This window comes from Bacillus sp. V33-4, from assembly GCF_002860225.1.
Taxonomy (GTDB): domain Bacteria; phylum Bacillota; class Bacilli; order Bacillales; family Cytobacillaceae; genus Bacillus_BJ; species Bacillus_BJ canaveralius.
In genome coordinates this window covers 13,541-35,311 of sequence record NZ_PGVC01000039.1, presented here as the reverse complement: position 1 = coordinate 35,311, position 21,771 = coordinate 13,541, and the positions used below count along the sequence as shown (strand labels likewise).

Sequence of the window (21,771 nt, the reverse complement as noted above, 5' to 3'; positions counted from 1 at the left end):
TTGCCATGAAGCTTTTTTCGGTTACTCGATATTACAAATATCAACCGGGCAGTTTTCACAATCGATTTCAAGCTTTAAATAATCGAGATCCTGAATCGTAATCAAGCTTTTATCCATGCTGATAATGTCATTTTTGCGCAGTTCGCTGAGTAGCCGGTTGACCACTTCTCTAGAGGTGCCGCAAAAGTTGGCAAGGTCCTGGTTGGTGAGGGGAACGTTGATTAAAATCCCGTTTTTTCTGGCAACTCCGTAGCTGTTTGATAAACGGATTAACGTTGAATATAAAGCGCCTTTTTTTCCATGCAGGACTAGATCGCGAAATTTTGTTTGCGTTTTTCGATGCTGTCCGCTGAGCCATCTCATGAATTCCAGCGCTGCACGGCTGTTTTCGGCCAGCTTTTCCTCGAGATCGTCTCTATAAATCACTGCCACTTCGCCGCTTTCGACTATTTTTGCGCTCAGCATATATTTAGGTGCAGGACAAAACAAAGAAAGCTCCCCGATTAAATCTCCTTCGGAACACATTCTTAACGTCAATTCACGGCCATCGGGAACCATCTTACTGATTTGCACTTTTCCGCTTTGAATCAGGAAAAGCTCAGCGGCATTTTCCCCTTCCTGAAAAAGGAATGCCCCCTTTTCCGTTTTCCGCATATGATGCACCATTTGGAAGATCTCTGTTAATTCAGCCGAAATTTCTGCCATTACCTGCATGTTTTAACCACCTTTTGAAGGTGCGAAACTGTCTCGCTTTTAAATATTTTAAAAATAAAAACTATTTATCGTCAACTGTCTATAACATAAAAATATAAAACAGTTTAAAAATTTAGTTTTTACGGTTGCTTTCTTGAAAGTAAATTCTTATAATAAGAGAAACATATTTTTCATAAATATAAGTTTTTATGATTAAATATACATTTTTCTTGAGGGGGAAATGCATGAACGTTTCTATTATCGGAACAACCGGGTATGGTGGTGCTGAATTATTAAGGATTTTGCATTCTCACCCTGTATACAATATACAATCAATTCATTCAACAAGAGAAGAGCTTCCGATCAGTGAAGAATATCCGCACTTAACAGATATCCTAGATCATCGGCTTGAAAAAATTGATCCCCATAAAATCGCTGAACATTCCGAGCTTGTCTTTTTGGCTACTCCATCAGGAGTTTCCGGCAAGCTTGCCGAGGCTTTTGCGGACTCGGACATTCAAATTGTTGATTTATCAGGGGATTTGCGCTTAAAACAAAGCGGCGTCTATAAAAAATGGTATGGACATAATGCGGTCGATCCGAAAATCATTAATGAGGCTGTGTACGGATTATCAGAGTGGAACAGTCAGGATGTAGCCCGGGCAAGGATACTGTCCAATCCCGGCTGCTATCCGACAGCTGCTTTACTTGGGCTGGCTCCTGTCGCGATGAATAAATTGATCGATCCCGCCATGATTATTATCGATGCAAAGTCAGGAGCTTCTGGGGCGGGGCGCGCAGCTTCAAAAGGAAGCAACTTTTCAGAAGTAAACGAAAATATAAAAATTTATAAAGTTAATCAGCACCAGCATATCCCGGAAATTGAACAGCAATTAAATGTGTGGAATGAAGCGATTGGCAACATCACGTTCAGCACGCATTTACTGCCGATCACAAGGGGAATTATGGCAACGATGTATGTTAAACTGCTCCAACCTGTTTCGACAGAGGAAATAACTGATTTATACAGGGAAATGTATAAAAATCATCCATTTGTCAGAATCCGGCCAGTTGGTACTTATCCGTCGATCAAAGAGGTTGCCGGCTCCAATTATTGTGATATTGGCTTGAATTCGGATGAAAGAACAGGCAGGCTGACGATTGTGTCGGTGATTGATAATTTAGTGAAAGGGGCGGCCGGGCAGGCTGTCCAAAATGCAAACATCATGAATGGACTTGATGAAAAAGCCGGTTTAGAATTTGTACCATTTTATCCGTAACAAAGGGAGGCTAGAATATTTTGCAAACAATTACCATGAAAAAGGGAATAAAAGCGATCACAAAAGGGAGCATCCTGTCACCAAAAGGCTTTAGCGCCGATGGAGTTCATGCCGGCATGCGTTATGCAAAAAAAGATGTGGGCGTGATCGTCAGTGATACTCCGGCAAGCTGCGCTGCCGTTTATACAACAAATCTCTTTCAGGCTGCACCGCTAAAGGTGACAATGGAAAGCATCGAGCAAGCAGGCCTGGTGCAGGCGGTAATTGTAAACAGTGCATGTGCGAATGCATGTACAGGAGAACGGGGATTGGCAGACGCTTATAAGATGAGGGAACTAACAGCCCGAAAGTTTAATATAAAAGAAAATCATGTCGCAGTTGCTTCGACTGGAGTGATTGGTGAATATTTACCGATGGACAAAATTGAAAAAGGAATTGCCGGGTTGTCTCCCGGTGCAGCTGAAAGCAACGCTGAAAGCTTTCAAACTGCTATTCTCACAACGGATCTGGTCATGAAAAAATCGTGCTTTTCCGTAGTAATTGATGGAAAGACCGTGGTAATGGGCGGCGCAGCAAAAGGGTCGGGAATGATCCATCCAAACATGGCGACGATGCTTGCCTTTGTAACAACGGATGCCAACATCGCTTCCGACCACTTGAGTGCGGCTCTGAAAGAAGTGACCAACCGAACCTTTAACCAAATAACCGTTGATGGGGATACTTCGACAAACGATATGGTGCTCGTCATGGCAAATGGAAAAGCCGGCAATGAAGCGCTGTCGCCTGAACATCGTGACTGGCCATTGTTTGTCGAGTTGCTTGCTGAAAGCTGTGAAAGCCTGGCAAAGCAAATTGCGAAAGATGGAGAAGGGGCAACAAAGTTGATTGAAGTGAACGTAACCGGAGCAGCTGACAACTACGATGGCAATATGATTGCCAAGCAAATCGTTGGCTCAAATCTCGTCAAAACTGCTGTATACGGTGCGGATGCAAACTGGGGACGGATTATTTGCGCAATCGGCCAAAGCTCAGCCAGTCTCAATCCTGCTGCCGTTGATATATCGATCGGCCCGATTAAGATGCTGTCCAAAAGTGAGCCGCAGCCATTTTCGGAACAAGAGGCGACAGAGTATCTGAACAATGACTTTATTCAAATATTTGTCGATATCCACTCAGGAGACGGAGCCGGCAAAGCATGGGGGTGCGATTTAACCTATGACTATATCAAAATTAATGCAAGCTACCGAACATAATGTGAACAAGATTATCGTCATTAAATGCGGGGGCAGTGTTATTGACTTGCTGACACCTTCCTTTTTCAACAGCTTGCACGAGCTTGACAAGCAAGGCTGGCAATTTGTATTCGTCCATGGCGGCGGCCCTGATATCAATAAGCTTCTCGCACTGTACGATGTTGTACCTGAATTCCGAAACGGCCTGCGGAAAACAACAGCAGAAACGATGCAGGTTGTTGAAATGGTCTTAACGGGGCAGACAAATCGAAAACTGGCTGAACTTCTCGGCCAGTACGGTTTTAATCCGATCGGATTAAGCGGAAGTGATGGGAATTGCCTAAAAGCCAGGTTTATTAACAAAAAGGAACTCGGATTTGTTGGCGAGGTAATTGAAGTTAACCAAAGCGTAATTAACATGCTGTTAAAGGAAAATTTCACTCCTGTGATCACCCCGGTCGGTGTCACAACGGACGGGACAAAGCTGAATATTAACGCTGATTATGCCGCTGCAGCGGTCGCGCTCGCTTTACAGGCAGAATGCTGTTTATTCGTGACCGATGTAGAAGGAATCATGATAGGAGGTTCTGTAGTATCTCATATAACGCCTGAAGAGATTGATGCATATATTTTAGAAGGCCAAATTTATGGCGGTATGGTTCCAAAAGTTGAATCAGCGCTTACCGCTGTTAAACGAGGTGTGAAAAATGCGATGATCGCGTCAGGAAAGGGCGCCATTTATGAAGATGAGCAATGGAAAGGTACGACTATAAGCAGAAAAGCGAGGTCTGATGATGAGTTATCTGTTTCCAACATATACAAAGTGGGAAGTTGAACCGGCTTCGGCGGCAGGCACGATTTTAATAGATAAAAACGGGAAGCGCTACCTCGACTTTACGTCCGGAATTGGTGTATGCAATCTCGGGCACAGGCCAAAGCCGGTTGAGGATGCGATCCAGAAGCAATTAGATCAATACTGGCATTTATCAAATTTATTTGTGATTGACAAACAGGAAGCCGCCGCGAAAATGCTTGCTGATGCAGCAGGGCTTGACTTGGTGTTTTTTGCGAACAGCGGTGCAGAGGCAAATGAGGCAGCCATTAAGCTTGCCCGTAAACAAACGGGAAAGCATAAAATTATCACCTTTAAAAATTCTTTTCATGGACGCACGTTCGCAACGATGGCGGCGACAGGACAGGAAAAAGTTAAAGTCGGTTTTGGGCCGATGCTTGAAACGTTTGTGACAATTCCCTTTAATGACATTGCTGCCCTTGAAAAGGAAATGTCCGATGATACAGCAGCTGTCATGCTTGAGGTGATCCAGGGCGAAGGCGGAATCATCACCGCTGAAGAACAATTCCTGGCAAAAGTAGCCCATTTATGTAAACAGCATCAAGCCATGCTGATTATCGATGAAATTCAGACAGGAATAGGCAGAACCGGTAAACCGTTCGCGTTCCAGCATTTTGGGCTGAAGCCTGATATTGTCACAACGGCGAAAGGCTTGGGAAGCGGGCTTCCAATCGGAGCAGTGATTGGAAAAGGAAATCTAAGCTCTGCATTCGGCCCGGGCAGCCATGGCTCAACCTTTGGCGGAAACCCGCTCTCAGTTGCCGCAGCCACTGCTACGATGGAGGTTGTTTTTCAAGACTCCTTCCTGGCAGAAGTGAAAGAAAAAGGCGAATACTTGGCAAAGGCATGCTCAGCTTTATTATCATTGCCCCAGGTGAAAGAAATAAGGGGCCTTGGCATGATGCTGGGGATTGGATTAAGCGTCAACGTCCAGGACACGCTCGCAACATTAAGAAAAGCAGGGTTGCTGGCTTTGCCGGCAGGAGAAAATGTACTGAGGCTGCTACCGCCGCTTACTGTTACCGAACAAGAAATCAATGAAGCGGTAGCGATGATCCAAAACACATTAACCAATCAATCATTAACGGCCGTTCAAGGCTAAATTTTTTGATGCGTAATGCATAAAAAATATATAAAAGTTATAAATATGCAAAAAAGTGAAGAGGTGTGCAAGTTGAAAGGTTCCCTTTATTTGAAGAGCGGAGAGTGTTTTGAAGGAGAATGGCTTACAGCCGTCCCTGAACAGCATATACAGGGAGAAATCGTCTTTTTTACCGGGATGACAGGTTATCAGGAAGTGCTTACAGATCCTTCTTATAAAGACCAAATTATTGTGTTCACATATCCGCTGATCGGCAATTATGGAATCAATCAGGAGGATTTTGAAAGCAAAATCCCGCATGTCGCCGGCGTTATTGTCTATGAATCACACGAAGCAGCCTACCATTATGAAGCAAAATGGACATTGAAGGAATATTTGCAAAAGTGGAATATCCCGATGCTCGGCCGGGTTGATACGAGAGCATTGGTGAAGAAAATCCGCAATGAAGGCACGATGCCTGCCTTATTAACCGCAGAAAAGCATGCTGAGAAGTTGATCCGGCTTAATACTGATCTTGGCTATAAAGTACGCAGCGTGTCCGGGACGGAAGCGAAAATGTATGGAGATGGTGATTTTCATATTGTTTTGATTGATTTTGGCTATAAAAAGTCAATTTTATCGTCTTTGCTGGAGCGAAATTGCCGGGTCACAGCCGTCCCTTTCGATACGCCGGCAAAGGAGATTGAAAAATTTCATCCTGATGGAATCCTGTTATCTAACGGACCGGGGGATCCAAAAGAGTTGGCAGGCTTAATGCCTGATTTAAATAAACTGCTCCGCCGTTATCCAACACTCGGCATTTGCCTTGGACACCAGCTTGCAGCGCTCTCTTTTGGCGGCAATACTCAAAAGCTCGCGTTTGGGCACCGGGGTGCAAACCATCCGATTAAGGATATTAAAACAAACTCAGTGTTAATGTCGTCGCAAAATCACAGCTATGTTGTTGAGGAGAAAAGTTTGCGGGGAACAGGCTTCAATGTCCGTTTTTATCATTTGCATGACGGGTCCATTGAAGGTCTTACCCATCAGGATTATCCGGTCCAAACGGTTCAGTTCCATCCCGAATCGAATCCAGGACCTGCTGACGGAGAATACATCTTCGATGAATTTATCGAGCTTATCAAAACAAACAACGGGAGAATTTTTGCATATGCCTAAAGATACGAGTATTCAGTCCATTCTTCTCATTGGCTCCGGGCCGATCATCATTGGCCAGGCCGCCGAATTTGATTATGCGGGAACACAGGCATGCCTGGCTCTGAAAGAAGAGGGTTATAAAGTTATTTTAGTAAACAATAATCCGGCAACGATTATGACTGACCACAGCTTTGCCGATGCGATTTATTTTGAGCCGCTGACAGCTGATGTTCTTGAGAAAATCATTGAAAAAGAACGGCCTGATGGAATGCTCGCAACACTTGGCGGCCAAACCGGATTGAATCTGGCTTTCCAGTTAAGCGAAAATGGTGTTCTCGACAAGTATAATGTCAGACTGCTGGGAACTTCAATTGAGTCGATTAAGAAAGGCGAGGACAGGGAGGCCTTTCGCGAGCTGATGAAAGAGCTGGGAGAGCCGGTGCCAGACAGCACGATTGTTACATCTTCAAAAGAGGCGCTGCAATTTGCCGCAAAAATCGGCTACCCGATTATTGTCAGGCCGGCTTATACTCTGGGAGGAACCGGCGGAGGCATTGCAGACAATCCTGACGACCTCGTCCAGCTCACCATGGGGGGCCTGAAAGAAAGCACAATTGGCCAATGTCTCATTGAAAAAAGCATTGCCGGATTTAAGGAGATCGAATATGAAGTGATGAGGGATGCGATTGGAACTTGCATCACAATTTGTAATATGGAAAATATTGATCCGGTTGGTATCCATACAGGTGATTCAATTGTTATCGCTCCTTCGCAAACGCTGACGGATGAAGAATACCAGATGCTGCGGTCCGCTTCTGTGAAAATTATTTCAAGCCTCGGTATTATTGGCGGCTGCAACATCCAATTTGCCTTGGATCCTGAAAGCAAGCATTACTATTTAATTGAAGTGAATCCGCGCGTGAGCCGATCATCAGCGCTGGCATCAAAAGCAACAGGATATCCAATTGCCAGAATAGCTGCAAAACTCGCTGTCGGCTACTCTTTAAGCGAATTAAAAAACCCGGTCACAAAAGACACGCTGGCCAGTTTTGAACCATCGCTCGACTATGTCGTCGTCAAAATACCTAAATGGCCTTTTGATAAATTTCCAGGCGGAAACCGCACACTTGGAACACAAATGAAAGCGACTGGGGAAGTAATGGGCATTGACCGGAATTTTGAGCGGGCTTTCTTAAAAGCAGTCCAGTCACTTGAAATCAATACGATTGATTTAAAGCACCCTGAAGGAGCACTAAAAACTACTGATGCGTTACTGGAAAGCTTAAAAACAGCCGATGATGAGCGTTTCCTTGTCATATTTGAATTGATGCGCCGCGGTTATGACCCTGTAAAAATACACGAACAAACGAAAATTGATCTATTCTTTTTAACTTGTTTCTCGGGCATGATTGAGCTCGAACAAACGATTGAGAGAACGTCCATTGATTCAGTAACGAAAGACAGTCTGCAGCGCTTTAAGGAAAAAGGTTTTAGCGATAAATTTATCGCACAGCAATGGAATGTTGGCGAAAAAGATGTTCGCAAAAAACGAAAATCGCTCGGTATTCTGCCTGCTTATAAAATGGTTGACACATGTGCTGCCGAATTTGAAGCAAAATCAACTTATTTTTATTCGAGCTACTTCGGTGAAAACGAGCAATTCGCTTCCAATAAACAAAAAGTACTAATCATCGGGAGCGGTCCAATTCGAATCGGCCAGGGAATAGAGTTTGATTATTGTTCAGTTCATGGTGTGTTCTCTTTAAAGGAAGAAAATATCGAAACAATTATGATCAATAACAATCCTGAAACAGTTAGTACTGATTTTGCGACAGCAGACAGGCTTTACTTTGAACCGCTTACTGTCGAATCAATTATGAACGTCATCGAAGCTGAACAGATAGACGGGGTTATTGTTCAACTCGGGGGACAGACCGCCTTGAATCTTGCAGAACAGCTGGAGGAAAATGGAGTTCGCCTTCTCGGCACAAATTCGAAAACAATCGATATTCTTGAGGACAGGGAACGCTTTTACGAGCTGCTGGCCAGTTTGGAAATCCCGCATATTGAAGGTGAGATGGCCACTTCTCCTGAGGAAATAATCGAATCGGCAACACGAATTGGTTTGCCAATTTTGATCAGGCCTTCTTATGTGATTGGCGGACAGGGGATGGAGCTGATCCAATCAGAGGATGAGTTAATGTCTTATTTGAACAATCCAAACATTCCCTATCCCGTCCTGGTTGATAAATTTTTGTCGGCGATTGAGGCGGAGATGGATGTCGTCACTGATGGGGAAAATATTCTTGTCCCAGCGATCATGGAGCATATTGAAAAAACAGGCGTTCATTCCGGTGACAGCATTTCCGTTTTACCCGCCCAGAGCATTGATAAGGAAGCACAAGCAAAAATGCTGAGCTATGCAAAGCGGGTTGTTCAGAAGCTTCACTACAAAGGAATCCTGAATATCCAATTTATTATAGAAGGAGAACGTGTTTACCTGCTGGAGATCAACCCGCGCGCAAGCCGTACAGTTCCAATCGTCAGTAAAGCGACTGGTGTACAGTTGGTGCAAATTGCGACAAAAATATTGCTTGGGAAATACTCTTTGCTGAGTGGCAATGGACTTTTGGACCACGTTCCATATGTATGTGTGAAATACCCCGTTTTCTCCAATTACGCTTTACGGGGAATTGATCCGAAAATCGGTCCGGAAATGAAATCAACCGGAGAGGGAATCAGCTTTGCAGCCAACCTGCCGGCTGCTTTAAGTAAATCCTTTCACGTCGCGATGAAAGCCCGGGCAGAAGGCAAGAACATTGTCTTTTTGCAAGGTGAAAGCACAGAAGAATGGCTCCAGCTTGCAAAAGAGGCGGGAGTAAAACTGATCCAGCCGGAAGACATTGAGAAACAGCTGCAAGCTGCTAGTACCGCCGCTTTTTTCAGCACAGGAAAATCGGATCAAGTTCGCGAGTTACGCGAGCTTGCGGTTAGGAACCGGGTTTTGAATTTTACTGAAACAGAAACACTCACAGCATTTTTAACAGGATTACAAGTTAAAGGTATAACTGTCAACAAGCTTGCTGAATGGCAGGAAATGATGAAGAAGGATGTGACAGCAGTATGATTCCCGTAATAGATACAGGCACAGCAATGAACCTTAAAGGTAAGGATTTTCTGACTCTGGCTGATTTTTCGCCTGAAACGATCAAGGGATTGCTTGCAAAAGCAAAGAAATTGAAAAATTCATTGTTGCTTGGTGAACAGCCTCCCCTGTTAAAGGGAAAGATTTTGGGGTTGATTTTTGAAAAATCGTCAACGAGGACGCGTGTCTCATTTGAAGCAGGCATGCTCCAGCTTGGCGGCAATGCCCTGTATTTGAACAGCCATGATTTACAGCTTGGCAGAGGCGAGACGATCGCTGATACAGCGAAGGTGTTATCGCAGTATCTGGATGGAATCATGATTCGCACCTTTTCTCATCAGACGATTGAGGAGTTGGCATTGCATGCTGATATTCCTGTCATCAATGGGCTAACGGACCTGTACCACCCTTGCCAGGCGCTGGCAGATTTGCTGACGATCGAGGAAAAACACGGCTCACTTAATGGTGTTAAAATTACTTATGTTGGTGACGGCAATAATGTTGCCAATTCGTTAATGATCGGTGCGGCAAAAGTCGGCAGCCACATTACAATCGCCTCGCCAAAAGGTTATGAACCACCTGCCAATGCTGTTGCGATTGCCGAAAAAGCGGCAAAAGAAAGCGGAGCAAAGGTGACAATCTGCAATGATCCTTATGAAGCAGTCAAGGATGCTGATGTCATCTATACCGACGTCTGGACTAGTATGGGCCAGGAAGCAGAAAATGCCGAGCGACTTGAGATTTTCAAAGATTTCCAGGTGAACAAACAGCTTGTCGAGCTTGCAAATCAAGACTTTTTGTTCTTGCATTGCTTACCGGCACACCGCGGGGAAGAAGTGAGTGCCGAAATCATTGACGGCGGGCATTCAGCAGTGTTTGAACAGGCAGGAAACAGGCTTCATGCTCAAAAAGCGCTGCTCGCAGAGATATTAGCTTAAATAGAAGGGGCTGGCAATTGGAATTGCCAGCCCCTGTTTGTTATAATTAGGATAAAAAGGTCAGGAAAGGTCAAGGTGATCGATATGGATTTCAATCAATTGACTGAACGGCTCCAGCAAGGGTTGATCAGGGCACAATCAATTGCTGCCCGGCATGAGCATCAGGAAGTGGATGAATCCCATCTTTTTACAGCTTTAATGGAACCAGGAGATAATTTGCTGCGTTCGGTTTTCGCAAAATTGAAGCTCGATCACGCCCAGTTTATCAATGAACTTGAAAAAGACCTCTTGAAAAAGCCGCGGGTGACCGGAAGCGGGGCGGCGCAAGGGCAGCTCTATATTACATCAGCATTACGGCGCCTCTTTAATGAAGCAGAAGTCGAAATGAAAGCATGGAAAGATGAATATTTATCGGTCGAGCATCTTCTGCTGGCCGCGATTAAAGCAAAGAATTCTATAGCAGGACAAGCATTGAAAAAGCTTGGCTGTACTGAAAAGTTGATTGTAAAAGTACTCAAAGAGATCAGGGGGGACCAACGAGTGACATCGCAAAATCCTGAAGCAACATATGATGTTCTTGAGAAATATGGCAGGGATTTGGTCGCCGAAGTAAAGACCGGCAAAATGGATCCTGTCATTGGAAGAGACAGCGAAATCCGTCACGTCATTCGGATACTTTCACGAAAAACAAAAAATAATCCTGTTTTGATCGGCGAGCCCGGCGTCGGTAAAACGGCGATTGTCGAGGGTCTCGCCCAGCGCATTGTCCGCAAGGATGTACCGGAAGGATTAAAAGATAAAACCGTCTTTGCCCTTGATATGAGTTCTTTAATTGCCGGAGCCAAATTCCGTGGTGAATTTGAAGAACGATTAAAAGCCGTTTTACAGGCAGTGAAAAAAAGTGACGGGAGGATTTTGCTCTTCATCGACGAGCTGCATACGATTGTCGGGGCCGGAAAAACGGAAGGGGCAATGGATGCAGGCAATATGCTGAAGCCGATGCTGGCACGGGGCGAACTTCATTGTATTGGGGCAACTACCCTCGATGAGCACCGAAAGTATATTGAAAAAGATCCGGCTTTGGAACGGCGTTTCCAGCAAGTCCTCGTCCAGGAGCCTGATGTCGAAGACACGATTTCGATATTGCGAGGTTTAAAGGAGCGGTTTGAGATCCACCATGGAGTCAATATTCATGACCGCGCCCTTGTTTCTGCTGCAACGCTGTCAAATCGTTATATTACCGACCGGTTCTTGCCCGATAAAGCGATTGATCTGGTCGATGAAGCGTGTGCGATGATCAGGACCGAAATTGATTCGATGCCTTCCGAATTGGATGAAGTGACCCGCAGAGTGATGCAATTGGAAATAGAGGAGGCTGCACTTAGTAAAGAAACAGATGAGGCAAGCAAAAGAAGGCTTACCACTCTTCAAAAAGAACTGGCCGATCTGCGCGAACGTGCCAATTCAATGAAAGCACAATGGCAGCTGGAAAAAGAAGCAATTCAAAATGTCCGGCAAAAACGTGAGCTGCTTGAAAAGCTGCGCAGAGAGTTAGCTGAAGCTGAAAATCAATATGACTTAAACCGGGCAGCAGAGCTGCGTCACGGAAAGATCCCAGCTCTTGAAAAAGAACTGAAGGAGCTCGAAACAAATGAACGGGAAACTCAAGGCAGTCGTTTTTTGCGTGAAGAGGTTACCGAAGAAGAAATAGCCGACGTTGTCGCAAGATGGACGGGAGTACCTGTTTCAAAGCTTGTTGAGGGGGAACGCGAAAAGCTTTTAAAACTGGAGAGCGTGTTGCATGAACGGGTGATTGGCCAGGAAGAAGCAGTCAGGCTTGTATCAGATGCGGTTTTGCGGGCAAGGGCAGGCATTAAGGATCCAAACCGTCCGATCGGCTCATTCCTGTTCCTCGGCCCTACCGGTGTGGGGAAAACAGAGCTTGCTAAGGCACTCGCCCAATCCCTGTTTGACAGTGAGGATCATATTGTGCGAATCGACATGTCGGAATACATGGAAAAGCATGCTGTCTCACGGCTGATTGGAGCTCCACCGGGCTATGTCGGTTATGAAGAAGGCGGCCAATTGACTGAAGCGGTTAGAAGAAAACCCTACACAGTCATCCTCCTTGACGAAATCGAAAAAGCCCACCCTGAAGTATTTAATATTTTGCTGCAAATGCTCGATGACGGGCGAATTACCGATTCCCAGGGCCGGACAGTCGATTTTAAAAACACTGTGATCATTATGACTTCCAATATTGGCTCGCATTTTTTACTCGAATCACATTCAGACAACGGTGAGCTTGATGAAATGGTCCGGGATCAAGTGAACGGAGCGTTAAAAGCCCACTTTCGCCCTGAGTTTCTTAATCGTATCGATGAAACGATTTTATTTAAGCCTTTAAGGCTTTCCGAGATCGAAGAGATTGTCGCCAAACTTATTGCCGAGCTGCAAACAAGGCTTGATGATCAGGAAATCGTCTTAACGATTTCAGACGAAGCGACACAGTTTATCGCTGCACACGGATTTGACCCTGTATACGGGGCAAGGCCATTAAAGAGGTATATTCAGCGCCATGTAGAGACGAAGCTTGCCCGACAAATCATCGCCGGTGAAATTACAGGGAAAAACAAGGTCCATATTGCCGTTGAAGGAAACGAGTTGGTTCTTAAGTAATCGAAAAAAAAATCATCCTTCTAAAAAGGATGATTTTTTTGTGTATATCGCGGGTAACTGTTTCGTAAACGGGTCAGTGCTTTTCAACAGGGTCATTCGGCAAAATTTGTGTTACAACAATAATTAATACGGTTGCAATGACCGCCAGGATCGATCCGGCAGTTAAGTCAAATTCGGCACCCATCATTGCGCCGGTTACATAATTCAACATTTGGATAAGAAGAAAAGTCCAAAAGAAGGTCCAGAAATAACGCATAGTATTCACCTCATAAAAATTCCTTTTAAGTAACAGCTGTAGTAGCCGCTTTTGCTGTTTTTATTTTATCATAAGAATAGCAAATAATAAATGTGTTAGTAAGCATTTCTCTCAATTAAGCGGCAGGCTTTTTTTAAAATAATCAGCTTTTCCCTATTAGACTGGGCAAACTCCCGTTCAATTTGTGATAGCTGTCATACATTATTATGATTAAAGTGATAAAGGAGTTTTTGAGCATGGAAAACCGGAACTTTCAGTTGGATACCGAATGGAACATGGTTCATTATCCCGAAAAGCCGAATGGTTTCGGTATCTTGATTATTGGAGATGATCGGCAGTTTGTTGATGCGAAAAATAGCTTTTGGACGCAAAATGAGGGTAAGAACACATTGCTTAAAAAGCTTAAAGAGAGCGGATACACAGTCTTCTATTCGAATCTTTACGGGAAGAATTGGGGGAGCAAAAAAGCAGCAAAGCTTGCACATCGATTATATGAACATATCATGAAGAATGAGATATTGAACGAAAAGGTTCATATTTTAGCCGAAGGTATGGGGGCATTAACCGCTTTAAAGCTAGCTTCGGAAATGGGACCTGCTATTCGGTCATTCGTATTTATAAATCCGGTGCTGTCACTAACCCACCATCTTGAACTAGAGAAAGAACATAAGTTTTTCTATAAAAAGCTTGTCAAGGAAATAGCCGCAGCCCACGAAGTAGGGTCGGAAGAAATTGAAGAAACGATTCGTCTTGAAGGCAGGATCCCTGATATAAACGGGCAGATTCCAATGCTGATGATTCATGTGCTGGCTGGGAAGCGCAGCTTTGACCAATTTTCAGCGATGAAAAAGCTTCTGAACGAGTGGAAAGAGAAACAAATTCCTGTGTCGATCTGCTATATTCTCCCGGAAAAAAATCAGCAGATTGGACGCCAGGTTATTAAGTTTTTTAAGAAACATGAAAGTATATTGTAATAAATATAGTGCAAAGTCTGTGAGAAATAATTTACTTTCCTTGAGCATAGGATACAGTGACAGTGGTTCAGGGAGGCATCATAATGGACAAGGCAATTATAATCGGCGCGTTTGAATTTATCGGCTTTAATCTTACTAAACATCTGCTTGATGAAGGTATTGAAGTGGATGGTATTCATACAGATACCGAAAATGAAGGTTTTTTTGTAAATGGAAAACGCCTTGAGATTGGCAGAAATGCTAATTTTAAAGAAATAGAGTTTGAAGATTGGATGAGATCGAAAGACGTTTCGGAGCATCAAACTGTTACGGTCATTTCATTATACGATTATTTTATTAATCATCGGGAATCGCTGTTGTTTTCCGATCACGGTTTGTGCGATAAGCTGCAGAAGATCCTGTCATACCATGCCCGGACAGTATTGTTGCTGCCGGCCCAATATTATTTTCAGAAGGGGTTCACCGATTTTGAAAAAACAGCCGGCAGCGATTTATCTACATTATTAAAGGAAGAAGATCCGGCACTGCTAAAAATCTATTTGCCAACAGTTTACGGGCCTTGGCAATCACCAGCCAGCCTGTTTCAGCAGTGTTTTTTGAAAGAGTTGGACCCGGCGTATTCGATTCCTGAAAATGATCACCGTGAATGGACGGACGATGCGATTTATGTAGATGCTGTTGTTGAGACAATCGGGATACTCATCAACCAAACAATAGCCGGCAGCTTTTTGCTGGCCAATGAAGAAACAGGCCACTGGCACAAATGCGCAGAACTTCTTGGCATAGATAATGCTATCGATCGAAACATCCAGACAAAAAAATTGCATGATAAGAACGACATTGAGGTCCAAAAGGTAAAAATGAGTATAACTGCCCGAGAAGGTATTAAGAAGCAAAAAGAGCACTTGGAAAACTCACTGTTATTTGAGAACGATTAAACCAGAATATGAGATAAAAGGAAAAAAATCTTTTCAATTAATTCACATCGGGGTAGAATGAAAGATATTGAGCATTGACCTTGGGGCTCACAAATATTGTAAGCCCCACTGCTTTTGGGGTGAATGAAAGCGGCTCTTGACGATATTTCGTTCGGATTTGGGAGAGATTCTCTTATTATTTGACAGGGCAAAAAAGGAGCTGCATAACATGCTGAAACGTTTCGTAGTCTTACTCTTATGCCTTCTTTTGCTGGCCGGCTGTGATCAGCCAATAAAATCAGGGGAATTGGAAAAGGTAGGTTTACTCGTGCCCGAAACGATTAACGATCAAGTCTGGGGCACAAAAGGGTACAAAGGAATGCTGAAAATCCAATCCCATTTTAACGTCGATGTTTATTATAAAGAGGACATGAATTCGGAAATGATTGTCGAACGGGCTGTAGAAGAATTTGCCCAAAAGGGAGTCAATTTAATTTTCGGGCATGGCAATGAATATGCAGTTTATTTTAACCATCTATCGGAAAAATACCCCGATATTCATTTCGTAAGCTTCAATGGCGACGCCCAAAACGAAAATACAACCAGCTTGAATTTTGAAGGGTATGCAATGGGTTTTTTCGGGGGAATGGTTGCCTCCCATATGTCAAAAACAAAACGTGTTGGCATCATTGCAGCGTATGAATGGCAGCCTGAAGTGGAAGGCTTTTATGAGGGTGCCCTTTTTGAAGATAACGAAGTGAAAGTTGAGATTGAATACGTCGGGCACTGGGACGATGACCAGGGCGCAATTCTTTATTTGGACAAGATGATTGATGAAGGGGCAGATGTCATCTATCCCGCAGGTGACGGCTATAACGTGCCGATTATTGAAAAAGTAAAAGAACACGGGCTCTATGCCATTGGTTATATTTCCGATCAAGCAGACCTCGGAGAAACGACGGTTTTGACGAGTACGGTCCAGCATGTCGACAAGCTCTATGAAGTTGTTGCAGAAGAATTTGATAATGGGAAACTTAAAGCAGGCAATTTATACTATGATTTCAGCGACGACGTTATAACGCTTGGGGAATTCAGTTCTGATGTCGATAAAGAATTCGAAAACGAAATTCACAAGCATATCGAAGTGTATCGTGAAACCGGCAAACTGCCAAATGAATAAGGATTATGATGGAGGTTTTTACTTTGCAAGATAAAACGATGGAATTTATGCAGATTGCCATGAAATATCTGCCTGAAGCAAAACAGCAGCTTGATGAGGCAGGCGTAGAGCTGACGCCCGATTTGATTCAGCCATTTATGTCGATATTCACAAAAGTCATGTCAGAAGCATATGAGCTTGGCAGAGAAGATGCGCTAAACGAAAAAAATAAATAAAGAGTGCCGCTTGTCAGCGGCCGGCCTCTAAACTCACCCTGGCATCAATCCGCACGGGTGGGTTATTTTTTTGGGAAGTATTTTTTCACAACAGGTGTAACCATATTAAGGAGCGGCTTTAGCTCTTTAACGGATTCGACAATATGATCTACTTGTTCGATTATTTGCATGTAGTTAATCTCATCATTTACGGATTTGTGCGGTTGGTTTTTCGGCGCACCGAACATAAACCGGGAAAAACGGTCCTCTCCCCTTATGCTTACAGGAGTGTTTTCTTCTTCTAACCCCATGTCATTACCTCCTTCGATCGCTTTTGTTAGTAAAATATGAATGAACGGCCTCGAATGCGCTGGACAACTGTCTAAGCTGATGGATTTTTAGGAAAGGGAACGATGATAAAATAGTTGCGTTTTAGCTCCATTTTTAATAAAATTAGTACCAAGTCATAATAATAGATAATAAATATGAAGCAGGGTGGCCTCCGTAGATGGGGCTTTTGCCAATAATTTTTAAAAAACGTCGAATAACAAAAAAAGGAGTTGGCTTCATGAACGCTGGGATCATTGGAATTGGCAAATGTTTGCCGGAAAAAATCGTAACCAACCATGATTTAGAGAAAATAATGGATACCTCTGATGAATGGATCAGAACCAGAACGGGAATAGAAGAAAGAAGAATTGCCGATCAAGACACAGACACTTCGGATCTCGCCTATCAAGCAGCAGTAAACGCGATTGAGAATGCGGGAATTAACGCGGAGCAACTGGATTTAATCCTAGTCGCAACCGTTACGCCCGATCGGCCATTTCCATCAGTATCTTGTATGCTCCAGGAACGTCTCGGCGCGAAAAAAGCAGCCGCAATGGATATAAGTGCAGCGTGTGCCGGCTTTATGTATGGAATGATTACAGCCAAGCAATTTATTGAAACTTCGGCATATAAATATGTTTTGGTTGTTGGTGTTGAAAAACTTTCGAAAATCACCAATTGGGAGGACCGGAACACAGCCGTATTATTTGGGGACGGTGCCGGAGCTGTGATCATGGGACCCGTTAGTGAAGAACGGGGGATACTCGCTTTCGAATTAGGCGCAGATGGTACAGGAGGAAAACACCTGTACCAGGACGAATATCTCATTATGAACGGAAGGGAAGTATTCAAATTTGCCGTCCGGCAAATGGGAGAAAGCTGTATAAATGTTTTGGAGAAGGCTGGCCTCAAGAAAGAGGACGTCGATTTCCTGGTTCCCCATCAGGCTAACATTCGCATTATGGAAGCAGCGCGTCAGCGGCTAGAGCTTCCTGAAGATAAAATGTCGAAAACGGTCCATAAATACGGGAATACCTCAGCCGCATCGATACCTATTTCGATGGTAGAGGAGCTTGAGGCTGGTAGAATAAAAGATGGGGATGTAATCGTTATGGTAGGGTTTGGAGGAGGCTTAACATGGGGCGCGATTGCGCTTCGCTGGGGACTTTAAATTGGTGGCCCATATTTAAAGCAGAGTCCAGCCTGTTTTCACGCTAACAAGATCAATACAATTTGATGGTAAGGAGATGCGATATAAATGGAAAATCGAAGGGTAGTAGTCACCGGACTCGGTGCGGTCACACCGTTAGGCAACGATGCTGAAACTTCATGGCAGAACGCCATTGCAGGAGTTTCAGGGATCGGGTTAATGACAAGGGTAAACCGTGACGAATATCCCGCAAAGGTATCTGCAGAGTTAAAGGACTTTAACGTGGAAGCCTTTATTGAGAAAAAAGACGCAAGAAAAATGGACCGCTTTACACATTATGCTGTAGCGGCTTCGTTGATGGCTGTAAAAGACGCGGGTCTTGAAATCAACGAGAAAAATGCACCAAGAGTGGGGGTCTGGATCGGTTCCGGAATTGGAGGAATGGAAACATTCGAACAACAGTATGAAACCTTCCTTAATCGAGGTTATCGCCGCGTCAGCCCGTTCTTCGTACCGATGATTATTCCTGACATGGCAGCTGGCCAGGTATCGATTACTCTGGGTGCCAAAGGCTTTAATTCATGTACAGTAACCGCTTGTGCTACAGGAACAAATTCAATTGGGGATGCGTTCAAGGTAATCCAGCGCGGAGATGCAGATGTGATGGTTTCTGGAGGCGCAGAGGCTCCGATTACAAAAATGTCTGTTGCCGGCTTCTGTTCCAACACGGCACTTTCGACAAATCCTGATCCTGCCACAGCGAGCCGTCCCTTTGATATCAACCGTGACGGGTTCGTAATCGGGGAGGGTGCAGGTATCGTTGTCCTTGAAGAACTTGAACACGCTAAAGCTCGCGGCGCCAAAATCTACGCGGAAATTGTTGGCTATGGTGCGACAGGGGATGCCTACCATATCACGGCACCGGCTCCTGCAGGCGAGGGCGGAGCCCGGGCGATGAAAATGGCACTTGAAAACGGTGGGTTGAACCCGGAAGAAATTGATTATATCAACGCCCACGGCACTAGCACAGAGTACAATGATAAATTTGAAACGCTCGCAATCAAGGAAGTATTCGGAGACCATGCGTATAAGCTGGCGATCAGCTCAACAAAATCGATGACAGGCCACTTACTTGGTGCAGCAGGTGGGGTTGAAGCAATCTTTACTGTTCTAGCCATAAACGAAGGAGTCTTGCCTCCAACAATCAACTTGCAAAATCCGGATCCGGAATGTGATCTTGATTACATCCCAAACAAAGCCCGCACGCAGGAAATAACAGCTGCAATCAGCAATTCACTTGGCTTTGGCGGTCATAATGCGACACTCGCATTTCGCAAATACGAATAGAATAATGAAAAGAGAGCGGTCATCAATATCGCTTGTGAGGCTGTCGAGAAACTCGACAGCCTTTAATTTTTGTCTCCAAATGTTGGGTCTACACAGAAACATTTCACCTAGACAAATTTGTAATTGTCTAGACAAATTTACATAAATATAGTTTTTTCCTTACTTTCGGTCAATTTAGGATTAACAATCGCCACTTATAATGAAGGTAACAAGGAGGAGGTAGATGAGAACTGTTAAGTATTTAAACATCAGTTATAAAATATATAAACACTACATCTCAAAGAAAGATGGGACAACGAAACGACTGCCAGGCGAAAAGGAGTTATCGGAACAATACAGTGTGAGCAGAGAAACAATTAGGAAAGCATTAAATGAGTTGATCGAACAGGGGAAAATTTATAGTATACAAGGTTCAGGCTACTACATAAAACAAGAATCACTATCTTTAAAGAATTCTCTTAACTCGTTGTCCAGTATCACTGAAATGATTCGGAACGCTAACTTAGCTGAAGATGATATGGATACGAACATATATGTAGACAAGCCTTCAGATGAAGCAAGTGAACTGTTACAAATTGAAAAGAATGATGACGTGTATATTTTAAACAGAATACGAACAGCTAAACTCGAGCCAGTTGTATACTCTATTAACGTTTTACCCTATAAATTAGTTGGAAATGAATTTGCACAATATTATTTTAAAGGATCGTTATCCAAGTTTTTAAAGGACTTCTATGATTACGAAATAACTGAAGCGATCACGGAAATCCAAGCAGTAACGAGTTTAGATGAAGTACCAGCAATTTTTTCGGGCAATAATTATCCATTATTAAAATTTATTCAAACCCACTATACGATCGAGGGAAAACCGATTTTACTTTCATACGATTATATGAGGAACGACGTCATTCGTTTTTATGTTAAAAGAAATAAGAGAATAAAAGGAGGTAATATGAAATGAAAAAAATTTTACTAAGTGCACTCGTATTGCTATTATCCATCAATTTTGTAGCGGGCTGCCAATCCAATAAACCTACAACCACATCTGCTTCAACAGAAGATCTGCCAAAAGATGAAAATGGAAACAAAATTATGACGATGAAGGTTTTTACAAACGATGCTTCAGCTCCTACACGTGTAACCAACTTTGAAGGTGCAGCAGAAAAATTGAACGCAGAGCTTGAAAAGGAAAAAGCCAATTATCGAGTGGAAATTGAACCAATTGTCAAACCAATGAGTGCTGAAGATTTTGATAAGAATTTTATCTTTGCATCCCAGTCAAACAATGCCGCGGATATCTATACAACTTCTTATGCTTCTGTCGGCTGGATGGCAGAGGGAGATTATATCCTGCCGCTGGACAGTGTAAAGAAGGAAAAAGTGTTTGAAAATATAATGGATGGCTATTGGCAGCCAGTAACATGGGATGAGAAAGTCTATGGAGTCATTCAAGATACAGAGGCACGTGCTGTTTACTTTAATAAAGAAATTTTAAGGAAAATGGGTTGGTCAGAAGAAGATATTAACCAATTGCCAAAAAAAGCTGAAACAGGCGATTTTACTTTAAACGATATGACAGATATTGCTTTAGAAGCACAAAAAAAGGGTCTTGTAAAAAACGGGTATGAATTCGACCGCGGCCCAAATGACGTTCCAATGAATTTCTATAACTTTGGAGCAGAGCTATATGATTGGAAAAACAAAAAATTTATCCTCGATAAAGAAAAAGTTCTGAAAACATTTGAATGGATTAAAGAAAGTAAAGATAGTGGCGTCGTCCCTGCAGCAAATATGACAACAGATAAAGCAGAAAAATTGGCTAGAATGTTAAACCAGGAAACGTTGTTTGCTCAAGGCGGAATTTGGGATGAAGCAAAGTTTCGTACTCAAGGGTGGCATAAGGAATTAGGAAATGTGACTACTAATTGGATCAAACAAAATGTTGGGATTATGAATTTGCCAACAATTAAGAAAGGAAAGAAACCAATCACGGTATCGAATCCATATATCTATGTCATCTCAAAAAACACAAAATATCCGGACATTGCGAAAAGATTGCTGGTACATGTAAGTGCACCGGAATTACAAGCGAAGCATGCTGTTGAAACATCGCATATCCCGTTTACGCAAGAAGGACAAGAAAACGAACAAGTTAAAGCAAATGAATGGATCAACAGTGTGAAACATTTAACGAACTATTCACACTTTGCAGGGAACCATTCGGATCAGACAAAATATAGCAAAATCCTGATTGACGCTACAACTTATGTGATGTCTGGTGAAATGACACCTGAAACAGCTGTATCCTACATTGAAGAACAAATGGCACTGAACCTGAAAGCGAACTCTGTCATTAAATAAGAG

At 43.4% G+C, this 21,771-nt stretch carries 19 protein-coding genes; 16 read left to right on the top strand and 3 right to left on the bottom strand.

Annotation, left to right across the window (positions count from 1 at the left end; all coding sequences use genetic code 11):
• Positions 1–21: 21 nt before the first annotated feature.
• Positions 22–705 carry a Crp/Fnr family transcriptional regulator gene (locus CVD23_RS14795; protein ID WP_101666454.1) on the bottom strand — a complete coding sequence of 228 codons (684 nt, stop codon included), beginning with the start codon at positions 703–705 and terminating at the stop codon, positions 22–24.
• A gap of 233 nt (positions 706–938) precedes the next feature.
• Here CVD23_RS14795 and argC point away from each other — a divergent pair, with 233 nt between their 5' ends.
• From argC to clpB, 8 genes are all read left to right on the top strand, one after another.
• Positions 939–1,973: an N-acetyl-gamma-glutamyl-phosphate reductase gene (argC, locus tag CVD23_RS14790; RefSeq protein WP_101666444.1), complete on the top strand. Its 1,035-nt coding sequence runs from the start codon at positions 939–941 to the stop codon at positions 1,971–1,973.
• Positions 1,974–2,008: 35 nt separating this feature from the next.
• Positions 2,009–3,226, top strand: a complete 1,218-nt coding sequence (argJ, locus tag CVD23_RS14785) for a bifunctional ornithine acetyltransferase/N-acetylglutamate synthase (protein WP_101666453.1) — start codon at positions 2,009–2,011, stop codon at positions 3,224–3,226.
• Positions 3,189–4,040, top strand: coding sequence for an acetylglutamate kinase (argB, locus tag CVD23_RS14780; protein ID WP_257988521.1), 852 nt, complete (start codon positions 3,189–3,191; stop codon positions 4,038–4,040). The genes argJ and argB overlap by 38 nt, the downstream gene beginning before the upstream one ends.
• On the top strand, positions 4,000–5,160 hold the full coding sequence (locus CVD23_RS14775; protein WP_101577720.1) for an acetylornithine transaminase: 1,161 nt from the start codon (positions 4,000–4,002) through the stop codon (positions 5,158–5,160). The genes argB and CVD23_RS14775 overlap by 41 nt, the downstream gene beginning before the upstream one ends.
• 72 nt (positions 5,161–5,232) lie before the next feature.
• The gene (locus tag CVD23_RS14770) at positions 5,233–6,318 is read left to right on the top strand and encodes a carbamoyl phosphate synthase small subunit (RefSeq protein WP_101577721.1); all 1,086 of its coding nucleotides are present in this window, start codon (positions 5,233–5,235) and stop codon (positions 6,316–6,318) included.
• A complete protein-coding gene (locus CVD23_RS14765) occupies positions 6,311–9,424 on the top strand; it encodes a carbamoyl phosphate synthase large subunit (protein WP_101666443.1) in 3,114 nt (1,037 codons plus the stop codon). Before CVD23_RS14770 ends, CVD23_RS14765 begins: the two co-directional genes overlap by 8 nt.
• Positions 9,425–9,432: 8 nt before the next feature.
• A complete protein-coding gene (argF, locus tag CVD23_RS14760; RefSeq protein ID WP_373270855.1) occupies positions 9,433–10,380 on the top strand; it encodes an ornithine carbamoyltransferase in 948 nt (315 codons plus the stop codon).
• An 84-nt stretch (positions 10,381–10,464) separates the two neighbouring features.
• Entirely contained in the window at positions 10,465–13,059 is a 2,595-nt protein-coding gene (gene clpB, locus CVD23_RS14755; protein ID WP_101577724.1) for an ATP-dependent chaperone ClpB, read from the top strand.
• Positions 13,060–13,132: 73 nt separating this feature from the next.
• On the opposite strand, the gene CVD23_RS14750 is transcribed toward clpB, so the two are convergent.
• Positions 13,133–13,315 carry a YjzD family protein gene (locus tag CVD23_RS14750; RefSeq protein ID WP_101577725.1) on the bottom strand — a complete coding sequence of 61 codons (183 nt, stop codon included), beginning with the start codon at positions 13,313–13,315 and terminating at the stop codon, positions 13,133–13,135.
• Between the two features lie 236 nt (positions 13,316–13,551).
• Between CVD23_RS14750 and CVD23_RS14745 the strand changes: the two genes are divergently transcribed.
• The 4 genes from CVD23_RS14745 (at position 13,552) to CVD23_RS14730 (ending at position 16,601) form a co-directional block, all read left to right on the top strand.
• Complete coding sequence (locus CVD23_RS14745) at positions 13,552–14,289, top strand: hydrolase (RefSeq protein ID WP_101577726.1); 738 nt, start codon at positions 13,552–13,554, stop codon at positions 14,287–14,289.
• 83 nt (positions 14,290–14,372) lie between these two features.
• Positions 14,373–15,227, top strand: a complete 855-nt coding sequence (locus CVD23_RS14740; protein WP_101577727.1) for a hypothetical protein — start codon at positions 14,373–14,375, stop codon at positions 15,225–15,227.
• Positions 15,228–15,435: 208 nt separating this feature from the next.
• Positions 15,436–16,386, top strand: a complete 951-nt coding sequence (locus CVD23_RS14735) for a BMP family ABC transporter substrate-binding protein (protein ID WP_101577728.1) — start codon at positions 15,436–15,438, stop codon at positions 16,384–16,386.
• A gap of 38 nt (positions 16,387–16,424) precedes the next feature.
• On the top strand, positions 16,425–16,601 hold the full coding sequence (locus tag CVD23_RS14730) for a ComZ family protein (RefSeq protein WP_373270856.1): 177 nt from the start codon (positions 16,425–16,427) through the stop codon (positions 16,599–16,601).
• 62 nt (positions 16,602–16,663) lie between these two features.
• Here CVD23_RS14730 and CVD23_RS14725 read toward each other — a convergent pair whose 3' ends face one another.
• Entirely contained in the window at positions 16,664–16,891 is a 228-nt protein-coding gene (locus CVD23_RS14725) for a hypothetical protein (protein ID WP_101577730.1), read from the bottom strand.
• Between the two features lie 257 nt (positions 16,892–17,148).
• On the opposite strand from CVD23_RS14725, the gene CVD23_RS14720 reads away from it, so the two are divergent.
• The 4 genes from CVD23_RS14720 (at position 17,149) to CVD23_RS14705 (ending at position 21,768) form a co-directional block, all read left to right on the top strand.
• Entirely contained in the window at positions 17,149–18,081 is a 933-nt protein-coding gene (locus CVD23_RS14720; RefSeq protein WP_101577945.1) for a beta-ketoacyl-ACP synthase III, read from the top strand.
• Between the two features lie 87 nt (positions 18,082–18,168).
• The gene (gene fabF / locus CVD23_RS14715; RefSeq protein WP_101577731.1) at positions 18,169–19,407 is read left to right on the top strand and encodes a beta-ketoacyl-ACP synthase II; all 1,239 of its coding nucleotides are present in this window, start codon (positions 18,169–18,171) and stop codon (positions 19,405–19,407) included.
• Positions 19,408–19,630: 223 nt separating this feature from the next.
• Positions 19,631–20,368: a GntR family transcriptional regulator gene (locus CVD23_RS14710; protein WP_101577732.1), complete on the top strand. Its 738-nt coding sequence runs from the start codon at positions 19,631–19,633 to the stop codon at positions 20,366–20,368.
• Positions 20,365–21,768, top strand: coding sequence for a sugar ABC transporter substrate-binding protein (locus CVD23_RS14705; RefSeq protein ID WP_101666442.1), 1,404 nt, complete (start codon positions 20,365–20,367; stop codon positions 21,766–21,768). Before CVD23_RS14710 ends, CVD23_RS14705 begins: the two co-directional genes overlap by 4 nt.
• Positions 21,769–21,771: the final 3 nt, after the last annotated feature.